26 protein-coding genes are annotated in these 24834 nt (G+C 33.3%); 21 read left to right on the forward strand and 5 right to left on the reverse strand.

Annotated elements, in window-relative coordinates; genetic code table 11:
- Positions 1–9 precede the first annotated feature (9 nt).
- Positions 10–1401 carry a Na+/H+ antiporter NhaC gene (nhaC, locus tag PYW31_RS03015; RefSeq protein WP_046835711.1) on the forward strand — a complete coding sequence of 464 codons (1392 nt, stop codon included), beginning with the start codon at positions 10–12 and terminating at the stop codon, positions 1399–1401.
- A gap of 654 nt (positions 1402–2055) precedes the next feature.
- On the opposite strand, the gene PYW31_RS03020 is transcribed toward nhaC, so the two are convergent.
- Positions 2056–2778, reverse strand: a complete 723-nt coding sequence (locus PYW31_RS03020; protein ID WP_046835710.1) for a CHAP domain-containing protein — start codon at positions 2776–2778, stop codon at positions 2056–2058.
- A 502-nt stretch (positions 2779–3280) separates the two neighbouring features.
- Here PYW31_RS03020 and PYW31_RS03025 point away from each other — a divergent pair.
- The 4 genes from PYW31_RS03025 (at position 3281) to PYW31_RS03040 (ending at position 6924) form a co-directional block, all read left to right on the forward strand.
- Positions 3281–4333 (forward strand): LLM class flavin-dependent oxidoreductase, encoded by a 1053-nt coding sequence (locus PYW31_RS03025; protein WP_046835709.1) that lies wholly within the window; start codon positions 3281–3283, stop codon positions 4331–4333.
- 14 nt (positions 4334–4347) lie between these two features.
- Positions 4348–4707, forward strand: a complete 360-nt coding sequence (locus PYW31_RS03030) for a membrane protein (RefSeq protein WP_046835708.1) — start codon at positions 4348–4350, stop codon at positions 4705–4707.
- A 313-nt stretch (positions 4708–5020) separates the two neighbouring features.
- The gene (locus PYW31_RS03035) at positions 5021–5368 is read left to right on the forward strand and encodes a transcriptional regulator, SarA/Rot family (RefSeq protein ID WP_046835707.1); all 348 of its coding nucleotides are present in this window, start codon (positions 5021–5023) and stop codon (positions 5366–5368) included.
- Positions 5369–5763: 395 nt separating this feature from the next.
- Positions 5764–6924, forward strand: coding sequence for an acyl-CoA dehydrogenase family protein (locus PYW31_RS03040; protein WP_103356953.1), 1161 nt, complete (start codon positions 5764–5766; stop codon positions 6922–6924).
- Between the two features lie 221 nt (positions 6925–7145).
- On the opposite strand, the gene PYW31_RS03045 is transcribed toward PYW31_RS03040, so the two are convergent.
- On the reverse strand, positions 7146–8309 hold the full coding sequence (locus tag PYW31_RS03045) for a CapA family protein (RefSeq protein ID WP_082104687.1): 1164 nt from the start codon (positions 8307–8309) through the stop codon (positions 7146–7148).
- A 534-nt stretch (positions 8310–8843) separates the two neighbouring features.
- Between PYW31_RS03045 and PYW31_RS03050 the strand changes: the two genes are divergently transcribed.
- From PYW31_RS03050 to PYW31_RS03060, 3 genes are all read left to right on the forward strand, one after another.
- A complete protein-coding gene (locus tag PYW31_RS03050) occupies positions 8844–9749 on the forward strand; it encodes an ABC transporter substrate-binding protein (RefSeq protein WP_046835704.1) in 906 nt (301 codons plus the stop codon).
- 165 nt (positions 9750–9914) lie between these two features.
- Complete coding sequence (locus tag PYW31_RS03055; RefSeq protein WP_046835703.1) at positions 9915–10463, forward strand: biotin transporter BioY; 549 nt, start codon at positions 9915–9917, stop codon at positions 10461–10463.
- Between the two features lie 44 nt (positions 10464–10507).
- Positions 10508–11248, forward strand: a complete 741-nt coding sequence (locus tag PYW31_RS03060) for a GNAT family N-acetyltransferase (protein ID WP_046835972.1) — start codon at positions 10508–10510, stop codon at positions 11246–11248.
- Positions 11249–11300: 52 nt separating this feature from the next.
- On the opposite strand, the gene fdhD is transcribed toward PYW31_RS03060, so the two are convergent.
- Entirely contained in the window at positions 11301–12107 is an 807-nt protein-coding gene (fdhD, locus tag PYW31_RS03065; protein ID WP_046835702.1) for a formate dehydrogenase accessory sulfurtransferase FdhD, read from the reverse strand.
- A 205-nt stretch (positions 12108–12312) separates the two neighbouring features.
- Between fdhD and PYW31_RS03070 the strand changes: the two genes are divergently transcribed.
- From PYW31_RS03070 to PYW31_RS03100, 7 genes are all read left to right on the forward strand, one after another.
- Positions 12313–13320 carry a LacI family DNA-binding transcriptional regulator gene (locus tag PYW31_RS03070; RefSeq protein WP_046835701.1) on the forward strand — a complete coding sequence of 336 codons (1008 nt, stop codon included), beginning with the start codon at positions 12313–12315 and terminating at the stop codon, positions 13318–13320.
- Between the two features lie 110 nt (positions 13321–13430).
- On the forward strand, positions 13431–14591 hold the full coding sequence (locus PYW31_RS03075) for a galactokinase (protein WP_046835700.1): 1161 nt from the start codon (positions 13431–13433) through the stop codon (positions 14589–14591).
- 34 nt (positions 14592–14625) lie between these two features.
- Positions 14626–15627, forward strand: coding sequence for a UDP-glucose 4-epimerase GalE (galE, locus tag PYW31_RS03080; RefSeq protein ID WP_046835699.1), 1002 nt, complete (start codon positions 14626–14628; stop codon positions 15625–15627).
- Positions 15628–15630: 3 nt separating this feature from the next.
- Complete coding sequence (galT, locus tag PYW31_RS03085) at positions 15631–17121, forward strand: UDP-glucose--hexose-1-phosphate uridylyltransferase (protein WP_046835698.1); 1491 nt, start codon at positions 15631–15633, stop codon at positions 17119–17121.
- 108 nt (positions 17122–17229) lie between these two features.
- Positions 17230–18009, forward strand: a complete 780-nt coding sequence (modA, locus tag PYW31_RS03090; protein WP_046835697.1) for a molybdate ABC transporter substrate-binding protein — start codon at positions 17230–17232, stop codon at positions 18007–18009.
- Between the two features lie 12 nt (positions 18010–18021).
- On the forward strand, positions 18022–18693 hold the full coding sequence (gene modB, locus PYW31_RS03095) for a molybdate ABC transporter permease subunit (RefSeq protein WP_046835696.1): 672 nt from the start codon (positions 18022–18024) through the stop codon (positions 18691–18693).
- Positions 18694–19299, forward strand: a complete 606-nt coding sequence (locus PYW31_RS03100; RefSeq protein ID WP_046835695.1) for an ATP-binding cassette domain-containing protein — start codon at positions 18694–18696, stop codon at positions 19297–19299. It abuts the gene before it with no gap.
- Between the two features lie 115 nt (positions 19300–19414).
- On the opposite strand, the gene cudC is transcribed toward PYW31_RS03100, so the two are convergent.
- The gene (gene cudC / locus PYW31_RS03105) at positions 19415–19966 is read right to left on the reverse strand and encodes a choline uptake/conversion transcriptional regulator CudC (RefSeq protein ID WP_046835694.1); all 552 of its coding nucleotides are present in this window, start codon (positions 19964–19966) and stop codon (positions 19415–19417) included.
- A 329-nt stretch (positions 19967–20295) separates the two neighbouring features.
- Between cudC and PYW31_RS03110 the strand changes: the two genes are divergently transcribed.
- Complete coding sequence (locus tag PYW31_RS03110) at positions 20296–21300, forward strand: ThiF family adenylyltransferase (protein ID WP_046835971.1); 1005 nt, start codon at positions 20296–20298, stop codon at positions 21298–21300.
- Between the two features lie 12 nt (positions 21301–21312).
- Positions 21313–21813 (forward strand): MogA/MoaB family molybdenum cofactor biosynthesis protein, encoded by a 501-nt coding sequence (locus PYW31_RS03115; RefSeq protein ID WP_046835693.1) that lies wholly within the window; start codon positions 21313–21315, stop codon positions 21811–21813.
- 56 nt (positions 21814–21869) lie between these two features.
- Here PYW31_RS03115 and moaC read toward each other — a convergent pair whose 3' ends face one another.
- Positions 21870–22355, reverse strand: coding sequence for a cyclic pyranopterin monophosphate synthase MoaC (gene moaC, locus PYW31_RS03120; RefSeq protein WP_046835692.1), 486 nt, complete (start codon positions 22353–22355; stop codon positions 21870–21872).
- 63 nt (positions 22356–22418) lie between these two features.
- Here moaC and PYW31_RS03125 point away from each other — a divergent pair, with 63 nt between their 5' ends.
- From PYW31_RS03125 to moaD, 4 genes are read left to right on the forward strand one after another with little or no spacing between them, the layout of a single operon-like run.
- A complete protein-coding gene (locus PYW31_RS03125) occupies positions 22419–23678 on the forward strand; it encodes a molybdopterin molybdotransferase MoeA (protein ID WP_046835691.1) in 1260 nt (419 codons plus the stop codon).
- On the forward strand, positions 23675–24151 hold the full coding sequence (gene mobB, locus PYW31_RS03130) for a molybdopterin-guanine dinucleotide biosynthesis protein B (protein WP_046835690.1): 477 nt from the start codon (positions 23675–23677) through the stop codon (positions 24149–24151). Before PYW31_RS03125 ends, mobB begins: the two co-directional genes overlap by 4 nt.
- Positions 24152–24604, forward strand: coding sequence for a molybdenum cofactor biosynthesis protein MoaE (locus PYW31_RS03135; protein ID WP_046835689.1), 453 nt, complete (start codon positions 24152–24154; stop codon positions 24602–24604).
- A complete protein-coding gene (gene moaD / locus PYW31_RS03140; RefSeq protein WP_046835688.1) occupies positions 24601–24834 on the forward strand; it encodes a molybdopterin converting factor subunit 1 in 234 nt (77 codons plus the stop codon). The genes PYW31_RS03135 and moaD overlap by 4 nt, the downstream gene beginning before the upstream one ends.

Genomic DNA, 24834 nt, shown 5'->3' on the forward strand with positions numbered 1-24834 from the left:
GGTATGTGTATGATAAGGCAGCCCACATTTTTAGAGTCTATTTCAACAATCATAATCATGATTATCATCGTGATCACAGGTTTTGTCGTATTTGAAATTCCAATTCAGCCCTTATTAATTTTAGCTTCAGCATATGCAGCTTGGATTGCAAGACGAGTGGGATTGAAATGGAGAGATTTAGAAGAAGGCATAACGCATCGTTTAGCAACAGCAATGCCAGCTATATTTATTATTTTAGCAGTAGGCATCATCGTGGGTACTTGGATGTACTCAGGGACTGTCCCATCTTTGATTTACTATGGTTTAGAATTTCTTAATCCTCATTTATTTTTAGTATCTGCTTTTATTATTTGTGCAATTACTTCTGTTGCTACAGGTACTGCTTGGGGTTCTGCATCTACGGCGGGCATTGCACTGATGGCGGTTGGGAGCGAGTTAAATATCAGTTCGGGTATGGCAGCAGGTGCAATTATCGCGGGTGCAGTATTCGGTGATAAAATGTCTCCACTATCTGATACGACAAATCTAGCTGCACTGGTTACTAAAGTGAATATTTTTGCGCATATTAGAGCTATGATATGGACAACCATACCAGCCTCAATCATCGGTTTGATTGTATGGTATATTGCTGGAAGACAATATAGTGGGAATACAAATACAAGACAAGTTAATCAAATGTTAACAGAGCTATCTCAAATTTATCATATTAATATATTTGTTTGGATACCAGTTATCGTTATTGTAGCTTGTTTAGCATGTAAGGTTGCTACAGTACCAGCGATGTTATTATCAAGCTTAAGCGCTATAGGTGTGGGTGCGTTAAATAATGGTTTTAATATTATAGACGGTTTCAAAGCAACATTTGATGGATTCACCAAGAGTATGGTTCCTGCTAGTAGTGGATCACTTTCAGAAAGATCAATAACCTTGATTGAACAAGGTGGCATGATGAGCATGACTGAAATCGTTGTGACTATCTTTTGTGGTTATGCGTTTGCTGGAATCGTAGAAAAAGCAGGATGTTTAGATGTTATATTACACAAAATATCAAAAAATATAAATACGGTAGGTCAATTGATATTAACTACCATCATTGGTAGTTTAATAATGGTATTAGCAGCAGGTGTAGCTTCTGTAGTTATCATTATGGTGGGTGTATTAATGATGGATATGTATAATAAGATGGATTTGGATCGAACAAATTTATCTAGAACGCTAGAAGATTCAGGTACAATGATTATTCCGCTTATACCTTGGGGAACATCAGGTATTTACTATACACAACAGTTAGGTGTAACTGTAGATCAATTCTTTATCTGGACGGTCCCATGTTATTTATGTATATGTTTTGCATTATTTTATGGATTTACAGGTATTACTATAAAGAAAGCAAAAGCATGACTATAAGTATTAGTGATAAAAATAGAGATAAAGAGCTAGACATTATTTGATTTTTGGAGATGAATTTTCACTGATAAGTTTAAAAGTATATAATTCGGATAAACATAAGTATAGATGAGGTGATTCCATCTGCCTTATAGTGATAATTGTAGCGATATTGCTATGAGTCATGGTATTCATCGATACTTCTAATGAAGATAAAGTTTAAAATATCCTTCTTTTATCTATTTTGTAATCGGTTTTGTATTGTATATTGTAGCGATGATGCAATATAGAACCGGTTAATTATGAATTTAGTGTTTAGATGAGCGTCATTTTAATAATACTATAATTATTTTATTGGGAATGTTTAAAGGTTATAATCCAACGCGTTTAATTAATCACTTAATACTAGACTAATACTTTTAGTTCTATTTATATAAAAGAAAGATAATCTATAAGTACTATTTTAATCAACAATTTTTCCCATTTTCTCATGTAGAGCACCAGTGCTAATTTTAGACTAGTGCTTACTACACGCGTGATCTGAAAGATTCACATGACGAACCTAAAAAATGGTGAAGATAACTATAATTTAGAAATTTAAAGTTAATTAATAAAAAAAACAAAGCAAACGCTAAAAATAGCGTTTGCTTTGTCATTTATATTCACTTATTAGTGGATATAGTTGTAGCTTGAAGCTTCACCAGCTGAAATTGTACGTGAAGTAACAACACCAGGGCCAGCGCCGTAGTTCATTTCTGAAACTTCGATTGAACCATCACTATTTACATTTTCAACGTATGCAACGTGACCGTAAGCACCAGCTGAAGATTGTAAAATAGAACCTTGTGAAGGTGAGTTATTTACTGTATAACCTGAACCAGCTGCTGCGCTTGCCCAGTTATTAGCATTACCCCAAGTTGAACTGATTTTTCCACCAACTCTGTCGAATACATAATATGTACATTGACCAGAAGTATAAAGGTTATTTGAAGAACCTGAATTACTTGCAAATGAGCTTGATGAATTTGATGAACTTGATGGTGCACTAGTTGTACTTACTTTAACATTGCTTGTTGAAGTAGAGTGTGAAACTGCGCCTCTTCCACCAGTTGTATTATTGCTTGCTGTATATGATTGAGTAGAACTAGCTTGTGTATTGTAGCTATAACCACTATTATTATTTTCTTGTTGTGCTTGTTTAGGGCTCCAATTACCTTTCCAATCATAATTGTAGTTACCTTGTTGATCTATTGTATATGAATATTCGAATGATGTAGGATCATTAGGATTATACCCACCATTGTTATTTTCTGCTGCGTCTGCATCATGTTGTGCAAAAGCAAAAGTAGCGATTCCTGCAGTTGCGATTGTAGCTGTAGCGATTTTCTTCATTGTAAAATATCCTCCTAAAAATTGTTTCGTAATGCTATCCCAGTCTCTAATGACAAATTTATAATTTTTATTCGCTGTTTCAACGACAAGAATTACTTTATCAGAAAAACATACCTTTGTGGGCGATGTTATCGTTTTGTAATTTAGTTCTAATAATTTATTCAGTTATGTAATAAATTGGTGTTATTAAAATAGTTAGGAAAGGTTGTTATATCAACGTTTTTTGAATTATTAGTGTATAATTGCACTATGCTTTATTACAACGCTGTAAAATAACAGAAAATTTCAAACAATAATAAATGAGAGAAAATAGTTATTAAAATAAACTAAAATTTACTAACTTAAGATATTATATAAAAAACATATATTCAATAATTAATATAGTAGTCAGAATAAGGCCTTGAATAAAAGAAACTAAATTGTAAGCATAGATATTGACACTTACTTAATGAAGCCTTAATATAATGGTATAAAAAATATACTAGTTAAGTGAGGTGAAGCAATGAAAGTTGAACTCGGCTTAACATCTTTTGCTGATAATACTGATATTTATGTAGAGGATGGACAACAAAGTGCGGTGACTAATGCACAAAGAATACGAAATATTATCGAAGAAATTGAAACGGCAGATTACTATGGATTAGATGTTTACGGTTTAGGAGAGCACCATCGATCAGATTATGCAGTTTCTGACCCTGTTACTGTCTTAGCGGCAGCAGCTAGAAATACATCGCACATTAAATTGAGTAGTGCAGTAACAGTACTTTCGTCAGATGATCCTGTACGTGTGTTTGAACGCTTTTCTACATTAGATGCTGTTTCAAATGGGCGTGCTGAAATTATGGTTGGTCGAGGATCGTTTATTGAATCATTTCCATTATTTGGATACAATTTAAATGATTATGAACAACTTTTTAATGAAAAAATTGATTTATTGATGAACATTAATCATAATCCCATCGTAAATTGGGAAGGTGAACTAAGACCATCCATACAAAATTTAGGTGTGTATCCAAGACCTGAAAATGGGCCATTACCGATTGCGATAGCAACAGGAGGGACACCTGAATCTTCGTTAAAAGCAGGAGCGTTAGGATTACCTATAACTTATGCTATAATCGGTGGAGACCCAAAAAGATTTAAACGCAATATAGATATGTACAAATCTATAGCAGAATCTTATGGACACAATGTAAAAGAATTATCTATTGCGACACATTCATGGGGATATATTGCGGAAACAGATGAACAAGCAAAGCGCGAGTTCTTCCCTTCTGTCAAATTTAGTCATGATGTGCTAGCCAAAGAAAGAGGTTGGGCACCTTATGATGAAAATAGTTTTGAACGAGAGGCTGGTCCAAATGGTGCAATGTACGTAGGGAGTCCAGAGACTGTCGCACAAAAGATAATCGAAACGGTTGAAACACTAGGTCTTACACGTTTTATGTTACACACCCCAGTAGGTTCTATACCTCATACTAGAACACTGACTACTATCAAATTGTTAGCACAACGTGTGAAACCTATTGTAGATAAATATTTTGAAAACAAATAGAAGGAGCGTTTATAATGATATTACGTTATTTAACAAATTTAAAATTAGCCAAAGAATTGTATGATGCAGCAAAACCTAAATTAAAAGGTGACCAATCAATGAAAGATACTTTTGTAGAGGTATTTAACTTACCTTCAAGCGCAGTGCCTTTAGCTGGAGCAGTTGAAGCTTTAAGTGCAGTATTTTTTGTATTAAGTTTTGCGAGTAAAAAATTATCACGTTTAGGTTCGCTTTTATCAATTTCAGTATTAGGCGTTGCAGCTTATAAACATTTTGAAGCTGGACACGGTAAAGCTGGTGCTAAACACGCTCTAGACTTAACTGGTTTAGCAGCATTAAGTTTATTAGATACAATCAATTGTAAGAAAAAATAATAACTGATTTTAAGTATTAAAAAGAACTGGCTCACACATCATCATTGTGTGAGCCAGTTCTTTTTTGTTTCACATTACAATAGGAAGTTCTTGGAAAAATAAAGTTATAGCGTTGAAAATTTAATTGTTTATCTATTCAATTTTTAGTAATAAAAAGTATCTATAGACCACTAAAATTTGAAAATTAAAACAAAACATTAAAAAAAGAGTAGGAAATCTTAATATTTTTCATAGTTAGTCATATTGAATCAAAAGTGTTAAATAGGATAAAATTATTATATTAACAACTAGAAATAACATAAGGAGTGGTTATATGAAACTACAACATTTTAAATCATTAAATGAACTTATCGAAAAATACCAACAAGGTAAAAATTTCTTTAAACAATCAAAGTACCAATACCAATTGAATTATGAAGAAGTATTTATTTTAAACTATATTTACAATAATAATAATAACGAAATTACTGCTAAGGACATTGCGCAATATTCACAGTTGAAGCCTTATTACCTAACAAAATCACTTCAAAAATTAATAAAAATGGAATATTTAAATAAAAAAAGAAGCGATATTGATGAACGTACAATCGTTGTTTATGTAAATGCGCAACAACGTGAAAAAATAAAGCATACTATAGAAAATTTACAAAAACAGCTTTAAGATAAGACAAAAAGCTGAATGAGCAAGTTAGATAAAGAAGTTGCGAATAAAGATAATAAGATAATCAATAATCATAAAAAACAAACTATTGCTGTTTTAATAATAGTTTGTTTTTTTAGTAAGAGACTGTATATAATATATGATTTACAAAATTGTTTAGTTTAATCATCGTCGTAACAGTCCCTTATCCAGAGCGCAATCAATCCTGTTAAACTTAGTAGGATTCTATTGGTTTTTTAATGTGAATTGAATTTAAATAATTACGTAAACGTTAAAAAGATACTAGATAAAGCTTATAGGTGTAGAAAGGTTTGACACTGAAAAACTTTCTTTCAATAAAGTCGAGTGTTAAACTAGGAATATCTAGGATAGAAGCTAACTATGAGGTGATGAAAGTGAGTTATTCCGCGTTAATACATTCGGATATCCAAAAAAAATGGATTGAAAAATTAGATACAGTAAAAGAACAATTTAAAGATAAGTCAGATTATAATGATATACATTCGCGCTTTCCTTATGAAAATATTGAATGGTTAGTCAATGAAGGTTATACCTTATTAACGCTACCTAAAGCTTATGGTGGAGAAGGTGCAACCATAGAAGATATGGTAATTATACAAAGTTATTTAGGAACGATTGATGGCCCAACAGCACTTTCTATAGGATGGCATTTAAGTGTGGTTGGTCAACTATACGAACAACAAATGTGGGAGCCATCTATGCTCAAGATGTTTTCAGATGAAATGAAAAACGGGGCACTAGTTAATAGGGCTATCAGTGAAGCAGAAACAGGTAGTCCAACTCGTGGTGGTAGACCATCTACAAATGCGGTTGAAGTGGATGATGGATTTGTAATTAACGGTGTGAAGACTTTTACGTCTATGAGTAAAGGATTAACGCATTTCATTGTAAGTGCATATGATACTGCAAGAGAGCAAGTAGGTTATTTTCTAATTCCCAAAGAGACTGTGGGTGTAGAAATAGCTGATAATTGGAATATGATAGGTATGCGTGCTACAGAAAGTCATGACTTAGTGTTAAATGATGTGCATGTCTCTAAAAGTAATTTTGTCGAACTCAGAAGTGCTGCTGGAAAGAAACCCAACGGATGGATTTTACATATTCCGAGTGTGTATTTAGGTATCGCACAAGCAGCAAGAGACTATGCTATTGATTTTGCTAAAGCACATAGTCCAAATAGTATAGAAGGAACGATTGGTGATTTATCTACAGTTCAACAAAATATAGGAAAGATGGAATCACTTTTACTATCGGCGCGTCACTTTTTATGGAGTACAGCTGCTTTGTATACAACCAATGATGAGGACACGCAATTATGGAATGAAACAGCTGCAAGCAAAATCTTAGTGATGAATCAAGGACTCGAAGTGATTGATATTGCAATGCGAATCGTAGGGGCTAAGAGTCTTGAAATGGACAGACCGCTTCAACGTTATTACAGAGATATGCGTGCAGGGTTACATAATCCTCCTATGGAAGATATGGCATACACCAATATAGCAGCATCGGTATTAGGTCTTTTTGATAAAAAATAAGGCCATCACTATATTTAACTAGGCAAATTTTATGTTGATGTTTAGTTAATGCGCATGTAAAAATAAGGCTTTAACGACTTAGTATCTGTAAGCGTCATCTGGTAATTTAAATTTACTAGATACGTATTATGTCGTTAAAGCCTATTATTTTGGTTTAGTATTAATAAATGATTGCTTTGGCTACAACTAAATTATACTAAACTGTTAGCTGTGGTCTTAGATTAATAACTCGCTTTATCCAAAAATTCATCATCAATTACATTCTTAGTGATTTCATTTAAATGTGTTTTAGACATGTGACTATCATCTTGGTATTGTACGCCGTGTTTTTTAGCTAAGTCATTTGTGTAATCATCTAACATATATAGTTCGAAATTTTTTTTAAGACTTCCCAGACGCTGATTCTGTGTTTCATAATGGTTAACGATAGAGCGCCATTTTACATTATCTATATAAGTTTGCCCAAGTTGTTTTTTGATGTCAAATTGAATACTACCTCCTAAATGATTACTCTCCGTACCTGTTTCTTGACCATTCAAGAAGTTACCAAGTGAATAGGCAACTAATGTTTTATGATTATTTTTTCCTTGAACCCATTTTACAGGTTGAATGACATGAGGATGTGTGCCTAACACAACATCAACATTTTGATTAGCTAAAAATTGAGCATAATGTCTTTGCATTTTATTTGGCTTATGTTTACCTTCATTTCCCCAGTGAGCTGAGACCATAACAAGGTCACTGTGTTTTTTTGCCTTATGGATATCTTTTTTCATTTGTGTTTTATTAAAATAATTAATTTGGTACGGCTTATCTGTTTTTAATCCATTTGTACCAAAGGTATAACTTAATAATGAAATTTTAATGCCTTTAGATTTGAATACATGAATTTTATCACGTGATTCTTTTGAGTTAAATGTTCCAGTGAAAAGAGCTTCTTTTTTATATTTATTCCAAGTTTGAATTCTTTGTTCAACTCCGTGAGTGCCTTGATCTAAAGAATGGTTATTTGATCCATTGATTACGTTAAAGCCTGTGTCGACTAAATCTTTAGCAACTGAGCTTGGTGTATTAAACCTTTTGAAACCAGAATATGGTATATCATCACCACCCATAGGAGATTCTTGGTTTACAAAGGCTACATCCTTATCTTTTATGTATGGTTTAATAGCTGCATACATAGGTTTAAAGTCATAGCTATGAGCAGCAATTTTTGCATTATTGTAGACCACAGGATGTATGAGATTATCACCGACAGCGACAAAATCTGCTTTTTTGCTACTATTAGTAACGGATAATAGTAAAATAGTTAAATTAATAATCAATAATAGACTACAAATGAATGCAACTAGAAGTGTTGAAAGTAGCATGAACTTTTTCATCATATCCTCCTTCTGATGAGTAAATAAGCGAGTATATCAAACATAAATATTACTGCTACTGCGTTTGTTCATTAATGTTAAAAGTTTAGATTAGTTATTCAGTGGATTGTAAACACATACTAATCCGCCTAAGAATTGTAATTGAAATCATCATGCCCGCTGAATGAATGACTATGTTAATTTATTTGGTCGTTATGATTTGCTTTAATAACAAGTGAATAATCCTCTTTGGATACTCATACCACTTTTTCCAACATTTTATGTTTAGATTTTTAATTTAATTATTTTATTTATCTTTTGGTAAATATGAAAATGGAATTGTGCCTTATATGTCATTATAGCAGGTGTATTAACATTTAATTATTTAAACCCTTTCAATATATAAAGTAAACATTGATTATCCTTCATGTATTAATATAGTATTTATATTTTTGTGATATCAAATGAGATATATTTAATAAACTAAGTATTGTAAATTTACTTGAAAGATTATATAATCAAATTTAACTGATAATGATTTTCAATGGAGGAAGAATGATGAAAAAATTATTGTTTCCGTTAATTGCTTTAGTCTTAATTTTAGCAGCATGCGGTAATAAATCTGATAGTGATTCTAGTAAGGAAGATACAAAATCATACAAACAAGATAGTGGGAAAAGTATAGATGTACCGAAAAATCCAAAACGCATAGCTGTTGTAGCGCCAACATATGCAGGTGGGATTAAATATCTTGATGGAAAAATTGTTGCTGTCAATAAACAAGTCGATAGTAGTAAACTTCTAAAAGATAAATTCAAAGGCGTTGAAAAAATTGGGGAAAATGATGTAGAAAAAGTTGCAAAAACAAAACCAGATTTAATTATCGTTTACTCTACAGATAAAAATATTAAAAAGTATAAGAAAATAGCACCAACAGTTGTCTTTGATTATGGAAAACATAAATACTTAGATCAACAAAAAGAATTAGCTAAGTTATTAGGCAAAGAAGAAAAAGCAAAAGCTTGGGAAGATAAATGGAAATCCCAAACTAAAAAAGATGGGAAAGAAATTAAAGAGAAAATTGGCGCAGATGCAACAGTCTCAATCTTTGATGAATTCGATAAAAAACTATATAGCTATGGACCAAACTGGGGACGCGGTGGCGAAGTTTTATATCAAGCATTTGGTCTGAATATGCCAGATAAACTAGAGAAATTAGTTAAAAAAGAAGGCTGGGCAGAAGTAAAACAAGAGAAGATTGCTGATTATGCAGGTGATTATATTGTTTCTACAAGTGAAGGAAAATCTAAACCTGCTTATGAAAAAACTAACTTATGGAACAACTTACCTGCCGTCCAGAAAGACAATGTTATACAAGTTCAAGCTGAAACATATTGGTACAATGATCCTTATACATTAGAATATATGAGAAAAGATTTAAAAGAGAAATTTTTAAACAAATAATTAAATGAATTTAAAAATGATTTATCAGTGACTTATTAGGGGAAAAGCTATCAACTTGAATGTTGATAGCTTTTTTAATGTTAAAAATAACGCTACTTTATGTAAACTTTTTATTTTTAAATGTTTACATTAGTGGTATAATTTTTACATTGAGGAGGAGTGAACATGACTACAAAATATTTAGTATATACAGGTTTGATGACAGCGATTATAGCTGTATTAGGTTTTGTACCTGCGATTCCATTACCAATTATGCCAGTACCTATTGTCTTGCAAAACATAGGCATTTTCTTAGCAGCTATTTTGCTAGGACGTAAATATGGGACATTAAGTGTAATTATCTTATTAATACTTGTTGCTACTGGATTGCCATTGTTATCTGGCGGACGCGGTGGTATCGGCGTATTTGCAGGACCTTCAGCTGGTTTTTTATTCATGTATCCAGTTGTTGCATATCTCATTGGTTTAGTTAGAGATTTGTATTTTAAAAAGATTAACTTTATTGTATTATTAATTACAACAATTGTGATTGGGGCAATCTTGCTTGATGTTGTGGGTACAATAATCATGGGACTTATTACTAATTTACCAATATCTAAGTCAATCACTTTGTCATTGGTTTTTATACCAGGAGATATTGTAAAGGCGATTATAGCAAGTTTAGTTGGGAATGTTTTACTTAATCATAGTCGTTTTCAGCAATTGTTAAAATAAAATTCATAAGTATAAGCGTAGGTGATTTGCTAGTGGTGATATCAATGGAAGATATATATCAACAAGGTACTGTTTATAGTTACGATGCTCAAAAAACAATCTATTTAACACCCGAAGAACCGCTTGTATTTGATGTGAATAAATGGGCCTATAAACAGATGCCTACGATTAAAACTTGGAAAAAGGATATGCTTAAACAATTTCAATTACATAAACGACAAGGTTCAAATCATTTGGCATTTACTTTTCCAGAAAATGAAAGTTTAGAACAGAAATGGATGGATGAATTAAAGTCGGAACACTTTGAATTAGGTATAATGGAGCTATATGCAATTGAAAGTACAAATATAAAACAAAGATATCATGAACACATAGAAGTGTCATTTGTCCATTCAGGTATATTAGAAGATTATATTGAAATTTATAAGCAATTTGCAGAACCTTATGGGAAAGCATATGCGGAAGAAAGTATTAAGATGATAAGAAGTCAATTTAATGATGATCAAAAGTCACGTTTGATAGCATACGATAGAGGCGTACCAGTAGGTATTTTAGACTTAATTCTTACCGATAAGACGGTAGAAATAGATGGTTTTGGCGTGTTAGAGCGTTATCAAAATAAAGGCATTGGTAGCATTATGCAATCTTTTGTTGCAAATGTTGCTGGTGCCAGACCTATCATACTTATTGCAGATGGTGAAGATAGCGCTAAACACATGTATATAAAGCAAGGTTATATCTTTATTAGTTTCTGTTATCAAATTTTAAAAGAAAATGTAGATTAAATAACGTATAGATTTAAAATAATTTAAAGCTGTGAAGGCAACCGAAGGATAATTAATCTTCTGTTGCTTCCACAGCTTTAATACGTTCTGCGTGGCTATAGATATTGAAATTACCGTCTCTAATGAAACCAATTGCAGTTATATTTAAATCTTCAGCGAGGGTAATGGCTAATGTTGTTGGCGCAGATTTTGAAAGGATGATACCAACGCCGATTTTTGCAGCTTTAATTAATATTTCAGACGATATTCGGCCACTAAAAATGAGTACTTTGTCACGTATTGGAATATGTCTTTGGATACAAAAACCATATAATTTATCTAAAGCGTTATGGCGTCCGATATCTTGTCGATGTTCAAAGAATGTATCTCCATCACTGATTGCCGCATTATGGAGACCACCAGTTTGTTTGAATATAGTACTAGCACTTTGTAATCTTGTCATCATGTTCACGACTTGAAGTGGGCTTAAAGTTACTTTAGACATAGAAGTTTTGGCAATAGCGGCATCATTGTGAAAATAAAATTCTCTACTTTTGCCACAACATGAAGCAATCATACGTTTTGTAGAGTATGTGAATCGATCGTCTAATGTGTGTGTTAATTCCACATGAGCAAAGCCTTTACTATCATCAATTTGAATAGATTTTAAATCAGCGCTTTTCAGAATGGCTCCTTCAGAGGCTAAGAAACCTAGTACTAATTCTTCTAGGTTGTTTGGACTACAAATAACTGTTGCAAATTCTTCTCCATTGACCATTATAGTTAGTGGGAATTCAGTTACATAATGATCTGTAGTGTGAAATAGCTTTCCTTGCTCGTATCTTACAATAGGTTGATTTGTTAATATATCCTCGTTCATATACCCACCTCACTTTATAATTCACTGTTCATTTTAGCGCATTTCCACCCATAAAAAAAAGAATCAGATTTGATTTTATAGTTAGTGATGAACTGAAATTATAGGTATGAACGTAAGAAATTGGTGAATTGAAATAACTATCATTGTTGCTATAAAAATCATATACAGGTAAACTTAAAGTAAACAATAGTTAGAGGTGAGTCGAATGGCAAGTATTAGAGATATCGCGCGAGCAGCAGAGGTGAGTCCAGGTACAGTTTCACGAGTGTTAAATAATGATCCAACACTCTCAGTATCTAAAACTACAAGACAAAGAATACATGACATCGCTGATAAATTACAATATCAAAAATCATCTAGAAAGAATAAAAGCATACAGATAATCACATATGCTTCAAGAGCTAAAGAAATGTCGGATCCGTACTATCGGGAGATTCGTTTAGCGATTGAAGCGGAAGTTAAACGATTAAACTTGTCACTTAAGCGTACTATTAGAATAGATGGTAATCAATCAGAAGTAGATTTAGCAAAAATTGATAAGGCTGGCGCAATCATTGTTGTAGGGAATTTTTCTCGAGATGCAATAGAAATCCTTAAACAACGCAATAAAAATATTATCGTTATTAATAATCCGAATACGCCTAAATCAATAGATGCAGTGTATTCTGATCTTAATCATTCAATGACGCATTTACTTAATCAGTTAGGTCAATTGAAGTTATCTAAAATTGCGTATGTCGGCGGTTATCATACTATACGAAATTTGTCAGGTGAGCCATTTTATAATAATACAGATGTCAGATATGAAGCATATAAAAAATGGTGTAAACAACAACAAATTGAAGATATTTCAATACTTGATGGTTGGGACAAAGAAGATGGAGAACGAGCAGTAAAAGTATTAGCGAAGCAACAATCACTGCCAGAAGTGTTTATAGCAGGTAATGACATGGTGGCTATTGGCATTCTACAACAGTTGCAATATGAAAAAGTTACAATTCCAGATGAAATTAAATTGATTAGTTTTAATGATTTGGAAGTGATTAAGTATACTGTACCTTCCATTAGTAGTGTGCATATACCAGTTGATGAATTTGGCAGGATAGCAGTTAGAATGGCGGAAGAACGTATCAATAACACACGACGTATTGCAATACATGTGGTGGTAGAAGCACAACTTATTGAGAGAAATACATTTAAATCAAACACATAGTCTTGTTTGACAAAACAATTAGTAAACAAGTAAACTTTATTTGTGTTTACTTACTTAAGGGGTCTATTAACTTAATTGAATTATTGAAACATTAAAGGAGTGGGATTGTTATGTTACAAGCAATGCATCAAAAGTTTGAGTCATTATATGGAGTAAAGGCGGAAGTAAGTGCTTTTGCACCTGGACGAATCAACCTTATTGGGGAACATACGGATTATAATGGTGGCTATGTTTTTCCTGCGGCCATAGAACTAGGTACTTATGGTCTAGCAAGCAAAAGAGATGATCGTATTATACAACTTTATTCAAATAATTTTGAAGATATCGGCATCATTACATTTACTTTGGAGGAATTACGTTTTGATTCTAAGCACGATTGGGCAAATTATCCTAAGGGCGTAATTAAATATTTATCTCAAGAATTTGAGCATATTGATTCAGGGTTTGATGTATTAATAGAAGGTAATATTCCTAATGGTGCAAGTCTTTCTTCTTCAGCTTCAATTGAGTTATTGACAGGTTGGTTAATGAAAGCATTGTTTGGATTAGATTTAGAGCGATTGCAACTGATTCAGATAGGTCAAACTGTAGAAAATAAATTTATGGGCGTTAATTCAGGTATTATGGACCAATTTATTATTGGCATGGGTAAATCTGAACATGCGATATTGCTTGATACAGCAACTTTAGCATATGATTATGTCCCTGCGAAGTTCGGTGACTATGTCATTTCAATTATGAATACTAATAAACGTCGGTCATTAACAGAGAGTAAATATAATGAACGTCGTGCTGAGTGTGAGGATGCATTAGCTGCATTACAACAACAACTTGATATTGATGCTTTAGGGGAATTATCTTTTGAGCAATTTGAGCAACATCAAAAGTTAATTAAAGATAAGGTTAAATTACGTCGTGCGAGACATGCTGTAACTGAAAATGAACGTACACTAAAAGCACATCAATATTTAAAAGAAAATGATTTTAGTAGTTTTGGACAATTATTAAATGCATCTCATGCTTCCCTGAAAGTTGATTATGAAGTTACTGGAATTGAATTAGACACGCTAGCTGAAACAGCACAACGAGTTGAAGGTGTACTAGGTGCGAGGATGACAGGTGCCGGGTTTGCAGGCTGTGCGATTGCATTAGTACATAAAGATAGCATCAAACATTTGGAAGACAAGGTATCTCACGCGTATAAAGAAAAAATTGGATATTTACCATCATTTTATCATGTAGGTATTAGTGATGGCGTGAAAATATTATAAAAACGATACTATAAATCGAGAGAGGATTTTTAATATGGCTGTTTTAGTTTTAGGTGGCGCAGGATATATAGGTAGTCACGCGGTAGATCAACTTATTTCTAGAGGATATGACGTCGTAGTCGTAGATAATTTAGGCACAGGTCATAGACAATCTGTTCATAGAGACGCGAAATTTTATGAAGGAGATATCCGAGACCAAGGGTTTTTAACGCACATATTTACTAATGAATCTATAGAAGGTGTCTTTCATTTTTGCGCGTATTCTTTAGTAGGAGAATCTGTACAAAAGCCGTTAGCGTATTTTAATAATAATGTACAAGGTTTGCAAGTTCTACTTGAAGTAATGTATGCACACCAAGTTGAGTATATTATTTTTTCATCAACTGCAGCAGTATATGGAGAACCAGATTCAGTACCAATTACAGAAGAAGATTCTAAAACACCGACAAGTCCATATGGTGAAAGTAAGTTAATGATGGAAAAAATGATGCATTGGAGTCACGAAGCCTATGGAGTAAAATATGCTGCATTACGCTATTTCAATGTAGCTGGTGCTAAAGAAGATGGCACAATTGGCGAGGATCACCGTCCAGAAACGCATCTTATTCCCATTGTATTACAAACTGCACTAGGTCAAAGAGATCAAATAACCGTATTTGGAGATGATTATGATACGGAAGATGGTTCATGTATACGTGATTACTTACATGTTGAAGATTTGATAGAGGCGCATATTTTAGCATATGAATATTTACAAAATGATGGGGAGCCAGGTGCATTTAACTTAGGTAGTAGTCAAGGGTACTCTGTATTTGAAATATTAGAAGCAGCTCGTAATGTGACTCAAAAAGAGATTAAAGCTATTGTAGGTGAACGAAGAGCAGGTGATCCAAGTAAATTAGTGGCATCAAGTGATAAAGCACGACAATTATTAGGTTGGCAATCAAAACATGACAATATCAATGACATCATTGGATCAGCTTGGCAATGGCATTACCAACATCCAAATGGTTATCAAGAAGATATGGAGGGGTAAGACGTGTTATTAAACCAACAATTAGTTCAACAATTTGTATCTCAAGCCGTCATGTATGGAGATTATGAAGTAGAAGATGCCATATATATTCAAAATCAATTGATCCGTATTTTAAATGCAAGCGGTATAGATAATACTTCAATAGCTACATTAAATGAAAGTGCGACAGCAAACGAGATAACGCAATATTGGATACAAAATGCAGTTGATCAAAATTGTATTGAAGATGTATTGTATCAAAGAGAAATTGTTGAAGCACAAATTTTAGATTTAATTACACCGCGTCCTTCTGTGGTTAATCGTGAGTTTAATAAAGCTTACAAGGTATCACCTGAAGCGGCCACAGATTACTTTTATACATTATCAAAACGTAATCATTATGTGAAAGAAGATGCGATTGCTCATAATATTAATTATGACGTAGAGACAGAATATGGTGACATTGAAATTACAATTAACCTTTCAAAACCAGAAAAAGATGCGCAGCAAATTGCACAAGCGAAAGAAGCACCAAGTTCAGATTATCCTCAATGTGCATTATGTGTTGAAAATGAAGGATACGTAGGTTCAGTATTACAAGCTGCTCGATCAAATCATCGAATCGTTCATTTAATGCTAGGAAATCAGCGATGGGCATTTCAATATTCTCCATATGCCTATTTTAATGAACACAGTATTGTATTATCAGAAAGCCATGTACCTATGAAAATCAACCAACAAACTTTCGTTAATTTGTTGGATTTTATTGACCAATTTCCACATTATTTTATAGGTTCAAATGCTGATATACCAGTTGTGGGGGGATCTATTTTATCTCATAATCATTACCAATCTGGGAAATATGTCTTTCCTATGGATAATGCTGCTGAAGTTGAAAATTTTAAGATAGTTGAGTACCCTTCAATTCAAGCGAGTACACTAAATTGGCCGATGAGTGTTATTCGTTTAAAAAGTACAAAGAAAAATGAACTGATTGAAGCAGCAACATACGTCATGAATCAGTGGAATCAATATACAGACGAAGCAGTTGCAATTAGAGCATATAGCAATAAAGGAGAACGTCATCACACAGTTACACCTATTGCAAGATACAGACACCAACAATATGAGCTAGACATTGTCTTGCGTGACAATCAAACCTCAGAGCAATATCCTGATGGTATATTCCATCCACATAAAGACGTACAACATATAAAAAAAGAAAACATTGGTCTTATAGAAGTAATGGGCACTGCCATATTACCTGGACGCTTGAAGCAAGAATTGAGACAGGTGAAAAGATACTTGTTAGGTGAGTCACAATTAGATATAGGTGTTCACCAACAATGGGCAGAAAAGATGTTGCAGAACTATGATATTAGTAGTTCAAATGTCGACCAAATCGTGGATAATGAAGTTGGTTACAAGTTCAAACGTGTATTGGAGGATGCAGGCGTATTTAAAAATACAGACCAAGGACAGCAAGCTTTTAGTCGTTTTATTAATAGCTTATAGTATCAATTTAATTTACAAAAGAGATGGGTCAAAATATATTTCGTTTTGGCCAGCTCTTTTGTTTTTTTATAATTAAGCATATAATAATGACCAAAAGGAGTTGCTAAAATGAAAGTTAAATACAGACATATCATATTAGTGGTAGTTGCATTTTGTCTTGTCTTAGCAGGCTGTTCAAGTTCGACCGATCACAATGCTAAGCATAAAGATAATGAAAAGCAAGAATTGCAAGTATCAGCAGCAGCAAGTTTAACTGATGTTACAAAAGATTTAGAGCAGGCATTTGAAACAAAGCATAAATCAATTAATGTTACTTTTAATTATGGTGGTTCTGGTGCGTTAAGACAACAAATTGAAAAAGGAGCACCTGTAGATGTACTCATGTCAGCTAATACGAAAGATGTTGATGCATTAAAAGAACAAAAGAAAGCAAGCTATACATATGAATATGCCAAAAATAAGCTAGTGCTTATTGGAACAAAAGATAGTACATATACATCGGTAAAAGATTTAAATGCGAATGATAAATTAGCGATTGGAGAAACTAAATCTGTGCCTGCAGGCAAATATGCTGAACAATATTTGAGAGCGCATCATCTTTATGACCAAGTAAAAAGTAATTTGGTCTTTGCTAAAGATGTGCGTCAAGTTCTTAATTACGTAGAAAAAGGTAACGCACAATTGGGTTATGTTTATAAAACAGACTTGTATCAAAGTCAGGAAAATGGAAATAGTAAAGTTAAAGCGCTAAATACTGCAAATTTGAATAACCCAATTATTTATAAGGCGGCTGCAACGTCAGATAAAAAAACAGCTAAAGCTTGGATAGATTTCCTTAAAACTGACAAAGCTAAAAATATTTTGAAAAAATATCAATTTGAAATCTAGGAGGTCCTGATAATGCCAGATATTACACCGTTTTGGATATCGCTCAAAGTAGCAATAATAAGTACGATTATCGTTACTTTTGTCGGTATTTTTATCTCGAGATGGTTGTATAAAAGGCATGGCTTTTTTGCTAGAGTTTTAGAGAGTATAATTGTTTTACCTATTGTATTACCTCCAACAGTAATGGGATTTATTTTGCTAATTATATTTTCACCGCGAAATATAATCGGTTCATTTTTCGATAATGTATTACATTTACCTGTCGTATTTACAATGACAGGGGCCATTATAGCATCTGTAATTGTAAGTTTACCTTTGATGTACCAACATACGGTCCAAGGGTTTCGTAGTATTGATAATAAGATGCTCAATACTGCAAGAACGATGGGGGCAAGCGAGAGTAAAATATTTTTTGAATTAATTTTACCTTTATCAAAACGATCCATATTATCTGGAGTTATGATGAGTTTCGCACGTGCCATTGGAGAGTTCGGAGCAACGCTAATGGTTGCCGGATATATTCCAAATAAAACTAATACGTTACCTTTAGAAATTTATTTTTTAGTAGAACAAGGTAAAGAACATCAAGCTTGGCTTTGGGTGATTGTGCTTGTTGCATTTGCGATTACAGTGATTGGGACAATTAATGTGTTAAACAAAGACCGTTTTCAGGAGGTAGATTAATTGTTAAATATAAAAATTAATCATAGTCTAGAACATACACGCTTAGATATTCATCTACATCATAAAAACCCTAAAATATGTGCAATTAAAGGACCGTCTGGAATTGGTAAAACAACATTATTAAATATTATCGCTGGTTTAAAACCTGCAGATCAGGCATATATTGAATTAAAAGACCATGTTCTAACAGATACAACGCAGCATATTGAAGTTAAAATTCAACACAGGAATATAGGATATTTGTTTCAAGATTATCAATTGTTTCCTAATAAGAATGTGTATCAAAATATCACATTTATGGCTGAACCATCTGAGCATATTGAAAAAGTAATGCACCAATTAAATATAGGACATTTAAAGCAACAATTTCCAGCACGGTTATCAGGTGGGGAAGCACAACGCGTAGCACTTGCTAGAACTTTAAGTACTAAACCGGACTTAATACTATTAGATGAGCCATTCTCTAGTCTTGATGATGCGACGAAAGAAGAAAGTATTCGTTTAGTTCAGCATATATTTGACGAATGGCAAATTCCGTTGATTTTTGTAACACATTCAAATTATGAAGCTGAATTATTAGCACAAGAAGTAGTTGAAATTGGTTGACTGCAATAGAGGTGTGAAAATCTGATGTTCTCTCGATTTGAAAAACATGTGCAAGGTGAAAACTACGACATAATAAAAAGGCGTGAAGTCACCGTGATGTGCTTCATGCCTTTTACTATTTATCTTCTGGTATAGGAAAATAGTCGAAAATCTTGCCGCTAGCTAATGCATCACTTAGTGTTGAAAGCCAAGCGTAATAGACTTTAGAATGTTCAATTTGAATTAATACTTCTTGTGCTTCCTCTATGATTTCTGGAGCTGCTGTATTTGAATGTACAATGGGATTAAGTATATTTTCAGCTTTATGTATCGCTTCTATATTTAACTTAATTTCACGTTTCCATTTTAAAGAAAAGAAATTGCCAAAGAATGTGAAAAAATCTTTTTCAGCAGTGAAATGTTGCTTCCTACTGCCTCTGATAAATTGTTGCTTAACACCATCGAACTCTTGAAGTTTTTTAACACCTGCACTCATACTTGGTTTACTCATTTGTAATTCATAACGCATTTCATCTAAAGTCATACTTTTTTGTTCGAAGACCATCGTACCATATAAGTTACCGACACTACGGTTAACCCCATAAAGGTCCATTGTTTCTCCGATAGAGTTTATGACTATATCTTTAGCTTGTTCAAGCTGTTCTTCGTAGCCTTTTGAACGTGCCATTCATTCACCTCCATATTATATTCAATTTATTGTACCACGAACGCATATTCAATGGATATTATTTATAGTGAGCAATTTAATATTTTACTATTTTCATAAATGGATACTTGTATTTAAGTAATATACATGATTCAGGCCACAATTATAGGTTAAGAGAACATTTCAAATAATAAATGCAGCATCTAAGCTATTGTATTAAAAATTTTAAGTGATAATAAGTACCCGAATTAGGGAATACACGTGTTTATACATTATCGATACCAAACCATTGTGACATTCTGATGCAAGATTTATAATGGAAGCAATGACGTATAGAGAGGATTATTGTGGTGACTATAGACCGATATTCTAGACAAACATTATTTAAAGCTATTGGTAACAATGGACAATATAAAATTAAGCATTCTCATGTACTCATAATTGGTATGGGAGCTTTAGGCACGCATCTTGCAGAAAGTTTGGTAAGAGCAGGAGTGAGTGAAATAACGATTGTTGACAGGGATTATATTGAATTCAGTAATTTGCAAAGGCAAACATTATTTACAGAAATAGATGCAAAAGCAGCATTGCCTAAAGTGATTGCTGCAGAAAATAAGCTGACTGAAATTCGATCAGATTTAAAAGTTCATGCGCATATTGCACACGTCGACAGACAATTTTTAGAGCATTATGGTACAAAGGTAAGTTTAATCTTAGATGCCACTGATAATTTTGAAACTCGACAATTAATTAATGATTTTGCTTTTCAACAGAATATTCCTTGGATTTATGGTGGCGTAGTTCAAAGTACATATATAGAAGCAGCATTTATTCCAGGTAAGACACCTTGCTTTAACTGTTTAGTGCCTCAATTACCAATGATAAATATGACTTGTGATACTGTAGGTGTGATACAGCCCGCGGTGACAATGACTACGAGTTTACAATCACGAGATGCACTTAAAATACTAACGCAACAAAACATACCTACAAAATTAACCTATGGTGATATATGGGAAGGCAACCACTACGTATTTGGATTTAGTAAAATACAAAGAGAGACGTGCCCTACATGTGGTAAAAACCCAAGTTATCCTTATATAAATGAAACAAAGCGACAGTATGTAAGTTTATGCGGAAGAGATACAATTCAATACCAAAACCCAGAAATTTCCCAGGAAATAATAGAATCATTTTTAGTTAAGCAAGCCATTGATTATCAACGGAATCCATATATGTTACGTTTCGAATTTAAAGGACATCCTATTGTGAGTTTTAGAGGCGGTAGATTATTAATTCATAAAATGAAACACCCAAACCAAGCTATAACCTTAATCAACCAACTTTTTGGGTAAAGGAGCGCGTTTATGCATACAAATATTAAATTAGATAGAGACATTCAATGTGCAGTGTTAACGGTTTCAGATACAAGAGATTATAAAACAGATAAAGGTGGTAATTTAATAATAACGTTATTATCAGAAATAAATGCTTCAGTAGAAAAGGAGCATTACTGTATTGTTAAAGATGATATATCTGAAATATTAAATCAATTAAAGATATGGTTGTCTCAAGATATTGACGTAATTATTACTACTGGTGGTACAGGCATAGCCAAAAGAGATGTGACAATAGAAGCAGTTTCTTCATTATTAACGAAAGAGATAGAAGGATTTGGAGAATTATTTAGATATTTAAGTTATACAGAAGATGTAGGGACACGCGCATTATTGTCACGTGCAGTTGCAGGCACAGTTGAGGATAAATTGATATTTAGCCTCCCAGGGTCAACAGGAGCAATTAAATTAGCATTAGACAGATTAATAAAACCTGAACTCAATCATTTAGTAACAGAAATTAAAAAATAATTAGAGCCCAAACAAAATTGGGCTCGTGCTATTTATTCCTGCTCTTTTGAGGATAACTAAGCGTCACGTTGGAAGTCCCCAGTTTTACCACCAGATTTAGATAACAAATAGGTTTCGCCAATAATCATGCCTTTATCTAAGGCTTTGGCCATGTCATAAACAGTTAAGGCTGTCGCAGAAGCTGCTGTAAGAGCTTCCATTTCTACACCAGTTTTACCAGTTGTTGACACAGTGACCTGAATGTTTAATGTATAAGTAGTTTTATTTGTTTGCCAAGTAAAATCAACATCGACACCAGTGAGCGGTAATGGATGACACATAGGGATAATGTCAGCAGTCTTTTTAGCAGCCATAATACCGGCAATTTGTGCAGTATTTAAGACGTTTCCTTTTTTATTTGTGTGATCAACAATCTGTTTATAAATTTCTGGGTTTACCGTAATACTAGAGTGAGCAATTGCTATACGTTTGGTAATGTTTTTTTCTGAAACATCAACCATTTTGGCATTTCCTTGGGCATTAATATGTGTGAATTCAGACAAAAATATCCCTCCTAATCGTTTTTTAGTATATCACGAAATAAATATATGTAAGGAGTAGATTATATGACAGTTGAAAAGAGAAATCCAATTTCTGTTAGTAGTGCTATTGAACGTGTTGTTAGTCAAAATATCGTTATGACACAAACAACGGTCGCATTACATGAAAGTATAAATCATATATTAGCTGAAGACATTGTAGCTACTTATGATATTCCTCGGTTTAATAAATCCCCATATGATGGTTTTGCGATTAGAAGCCAAGATACGGTAGGTGCAAATGGTGATCATAGAATAAAATTTAATGTGATTGATCATATTGGTGCGGGTTCTGTTTCCAAAAAAACTGTCGGTGAATTTGAAGCGGTCAGAATTATGACAGGGGCAGCTATACCTGAAGGGGCAGATGCAGTTGTAATGTTAGAACAAACTGTTGAAAGTAATCAAAGTTTTACGTTGCGCAAACCATTTGAAGCCAATGAAAATATATCGCTAAAAGGTGAAGAAACGCGGACAGGTGATATTGTATTGCAAAAAGGACAACAAATAAATCCAGGAGCTATTGCAGTACTGGCGACATATGGTTATGGAGAAGTTCCTGTTTTTAAAAAGCCTACTATTGCAGTAATAGCAACAGGTAGTGAGTTGCTAGATGTTACAGATAATTTACAGGCTGGTAAAATTAGAAATTCAAATGGTCCTATGATTGTTGCGTTAGCTCAAAAGTTAGATTTAAAGGTAGAATCTTATAAAATACAACAAGACGATCTCAAAAGTAGTATACAAGCTGTCAAAGAAGCTATGAGCTGTCATGATATTGTTATTACAACAGGTGGTGTATCTGTTGGTGATTTTGATTACTTGCCTGAGATATATGCAGCAATAGAAGCTGAAGTATTATTTAATAAAATTGCAATGAGACCTGGGAGTGTCACTACAGTAGCAGTTGCAGATGGAAAATACTTATTTGGTTTATCTGGAAACCCCTCAGCATGCTTTACTGGTTTCGAGCTATACGTCAAGCCGGCAGTGCAACATATGATGGGGGCTAAGGCGATATACCCACAAGTAGTACGAGCTACATTAATGGAAGACTTTAAAAAGCCTAACCCCTTTACGCGATTTATTCGCGCACGTGCAACCTTTAATGGTAAAGAAATGACTGTAGTGCCTTCAGGCTTTAACAAATCAGGCGCGGTAGTAGCTATAGCACATAGCAATGTAATGATCATGTTACCGGGGGGAACAAGAGGCTATAAAAAGGGTTATACAGTGAATGTATTATTGACTGAATCACAAAGTTATGAAATGGAATGGCAACTATGATTTTACAAATTGTAGGTTATAAAAACACAGGTAAAACAACGCTAATGATGCACACAGTTCAATTTTTAAAGTCACAAGGCTTTAATATAGCAACAATTAAACATCATGGACATGATATGGATGATATTACGCTACAAGGCGATGATGTCGATCATATGAAACACTTTCAAGCTGGTGCGGATCAAAGTATTGTTCAAGGAACAAGTTATCAACAATCGGTTACAAGAAAATACAGACAATCTCTAGATGAAATCATCAATGAATCTGTTACAATAGAAACAAACTTTATATTAGTAGAAGGCTTTAAAGAAGCGAATTTTGATAAAGTGTTAGTTTATAGAGACAAAAGTGAGTTAAATGTATTAGAGCATCTTACAAATATACAATATCGTATTAATTTAGACGAAGTGGATGCATTACCTAAGTATGAGCAATGGTTATTATCTTTTTTTAATATAGAAGGAATGAACTAAATGAAGCAATTCGAAATTGTAAGTGAACCTATCCAAACAGAGCAGTATAGAGAATACGTGCTTAATGCGCACCAAGGCGCAGTAGTCATTTTCACTGGTCATGTAAGAGAATGGACTAAAGGGATTAAAACAGAATCTTTAGAATATGAAGCTTATATTCCAATGGCTGAAAAGATGTTAGCACAAATCGGAAATGAGATATCAGTGAAATGGCCAGGCACCTACTCGGCAATTGTTCACAGAATTGGTCCATTAAAAATTTCAGATATCGCAGTTTTAATCAGTGTTTCTTCCCCACATAGAAAAGATGCATATGAAGCAAATGAGTATGCGATTGAACGTATAAAAGAAATTGTCCCTATATGGAAAAAAGAAATATGGGAAGATGGTGCGCAATGGCAAGGGCACCAACATGGAAGTTATGAAGATGCAATTGAAGGAGGTCAATCATGAAAGTACTTTATTTTGCAGAAATTAAAGAAATATTAGAGAAAGATACGGAAGATATAAATTTAAACTATGATATCACTGTGGAAGATTTTATAATTGATCTATTTAAACGTTATCCTAGTATCAGTGATAAAAAATTTCAAGTCGCAGTAAATGAAGAATTTGTAAAAAATGACGATATTGTTCGACCTAATGACATTATTGCATTGATTCCACCAGTTAGCGGAGGTTAA

Source organism: Staphylococcus succinus, assembly GCF_029024945.1.
In the GTDB taxonomy this organism is placed as follows: Bacteria; Bacillota; Bacilli; order Staphylococcales; family Staphylococcaceae; genus Staphylococcus; species Staphylococcus succinus.

Coding starts and splice junctions, on each gene's coding strand:
- nhaC (WP_046835711.1), top strand. CDS start 10: ATGATAAGGCAGCCCACATTTTTAGAGTCTATTTCAACAATCATAATC.
- PYW31_RS03070 (WP_046835701.1), top strand. CDS start 12,313: ATGGCAAGTATTAGAGATATCGCGCGAGCAGCAGAGGTGAGTCCAGGT.
- PYW31_RS03135 (WP_046835689.1), top strand. CDS start 24,152: ATGAAGCAATTCGAAATTGTAAGTGAACCTATCCAAACAGAGCAGTAT.
- PYW31_RS03075 (WP_046835700.1), top strand. CDS start 13,431: ATGTTACAAGCAATGCATCAAAAGTTTGAGTCATTATATGGAGTAAAG.
- cudC (WP_046835694.1), bottom strand. CDS start 19,966: ATGGCACGTTCAAAAGGCTACGAAGAACAGCTTGAACAAGCTAAAGAT.
- galE (WP_046835699.1), top strand. CDS start 14,626: ATGGCTGTTTTAGTTTTAGGTGGCGCAGGATATATAGGTAGTCACGCG.
- PYW31_RS03050 (WP_046835704.1), top strand. CDS start 8,844: ATGAAAAAATTATTGTTTCCGTTAATTGCTTTAGTCTTAATTTTAGCA.
- PYW31_RS03060 (WP_046835972.1), top strand. CDS start 10,508: ATGGAAGATATATATCAACAAGGTACTGTTTATAGTTACGATGCTCAA.
- modA (WP_046835697.1), top strand. CDS start 17,230: ATGAAAGTTAAATACAGACATATCATATTAGTGGTAGTTGCATTTTGT.
- PYW31_RS03125 (WP_046835691.1), top strand. CDS start 22,419: ATGACAGTTGAAAAGAGAAATCCAATTTCTGTTAGTAGTGCTATTGAA.
- PYW31_RS03055 (WP_046835703.1), top strand. CDS start 9,915: ATGACTACAAAATATTTAGTATATACAGGTTTGATGACAGCGATTATA.
- fdhD (WP_046835702.1), bottom strand. CDS start 12,107: ATGAACGAGGATATATTAACAAATCAACCTATTGTAAGATACGAGCAA.
- moaD (WP_046835688.1), top strand. CDS start 24,601: ATGAAAGTACTTTATTTTGCAGAAATTAAAGAAATATTAGAGAAAGAT.
- mobB (WP_046835690.1), top strand. CDS start 23,675: ATGATTTTACAAATTGTAGGTTATAAAAACACAGGTAAAACAACGCTA.
- PYW31_RS03115 (WP_046835693.1), top strand. CDS start 21,313: ATGCATACAAATATTAAATTAGATAGAGACATTCAATGTGCAGTGTTA.
- PYW31_RS03045 (WP_082104687.1), bottom strand. CDS start 8,309: ATGATGAAAAAGTTCATGCTACTTTCAACACTTCTAGTTGCATTCATT.
- PYW31_RS03030 (WP_046835708.1), top strand. CDS start 4,348: ATGATATTACGTTATTTAACAAATTTAAAATTAGCCAAAGAATTGTAT.
- PYW31_RS03020 (WP_046835710.1), bottom strand. CDS start 2,778: ATGAAGAAAATCGCTACAGCTACAATCGCAACTGCAGGAATCGCTACT.
- modB (WP_046835696.1), top strand. CDS start 18,022: ATGCCAGATATTACACCGTTTTGGATATCGCTCAAAGTAGCAATAATA.
- PYW31_RS03035 (WP_046835707.1), top strand. CDS start 5,021: ATGAAACTACAACATTTTAAATCATTAAATGAACTTATCGAAAAATAC.
- PYW31_RS03025 (WP_046835709.1), top strand. CDS start 3,281: ATGAAAGTTGAACTCGGCTTAACATCTTTTGCTGATAATACTGATATT.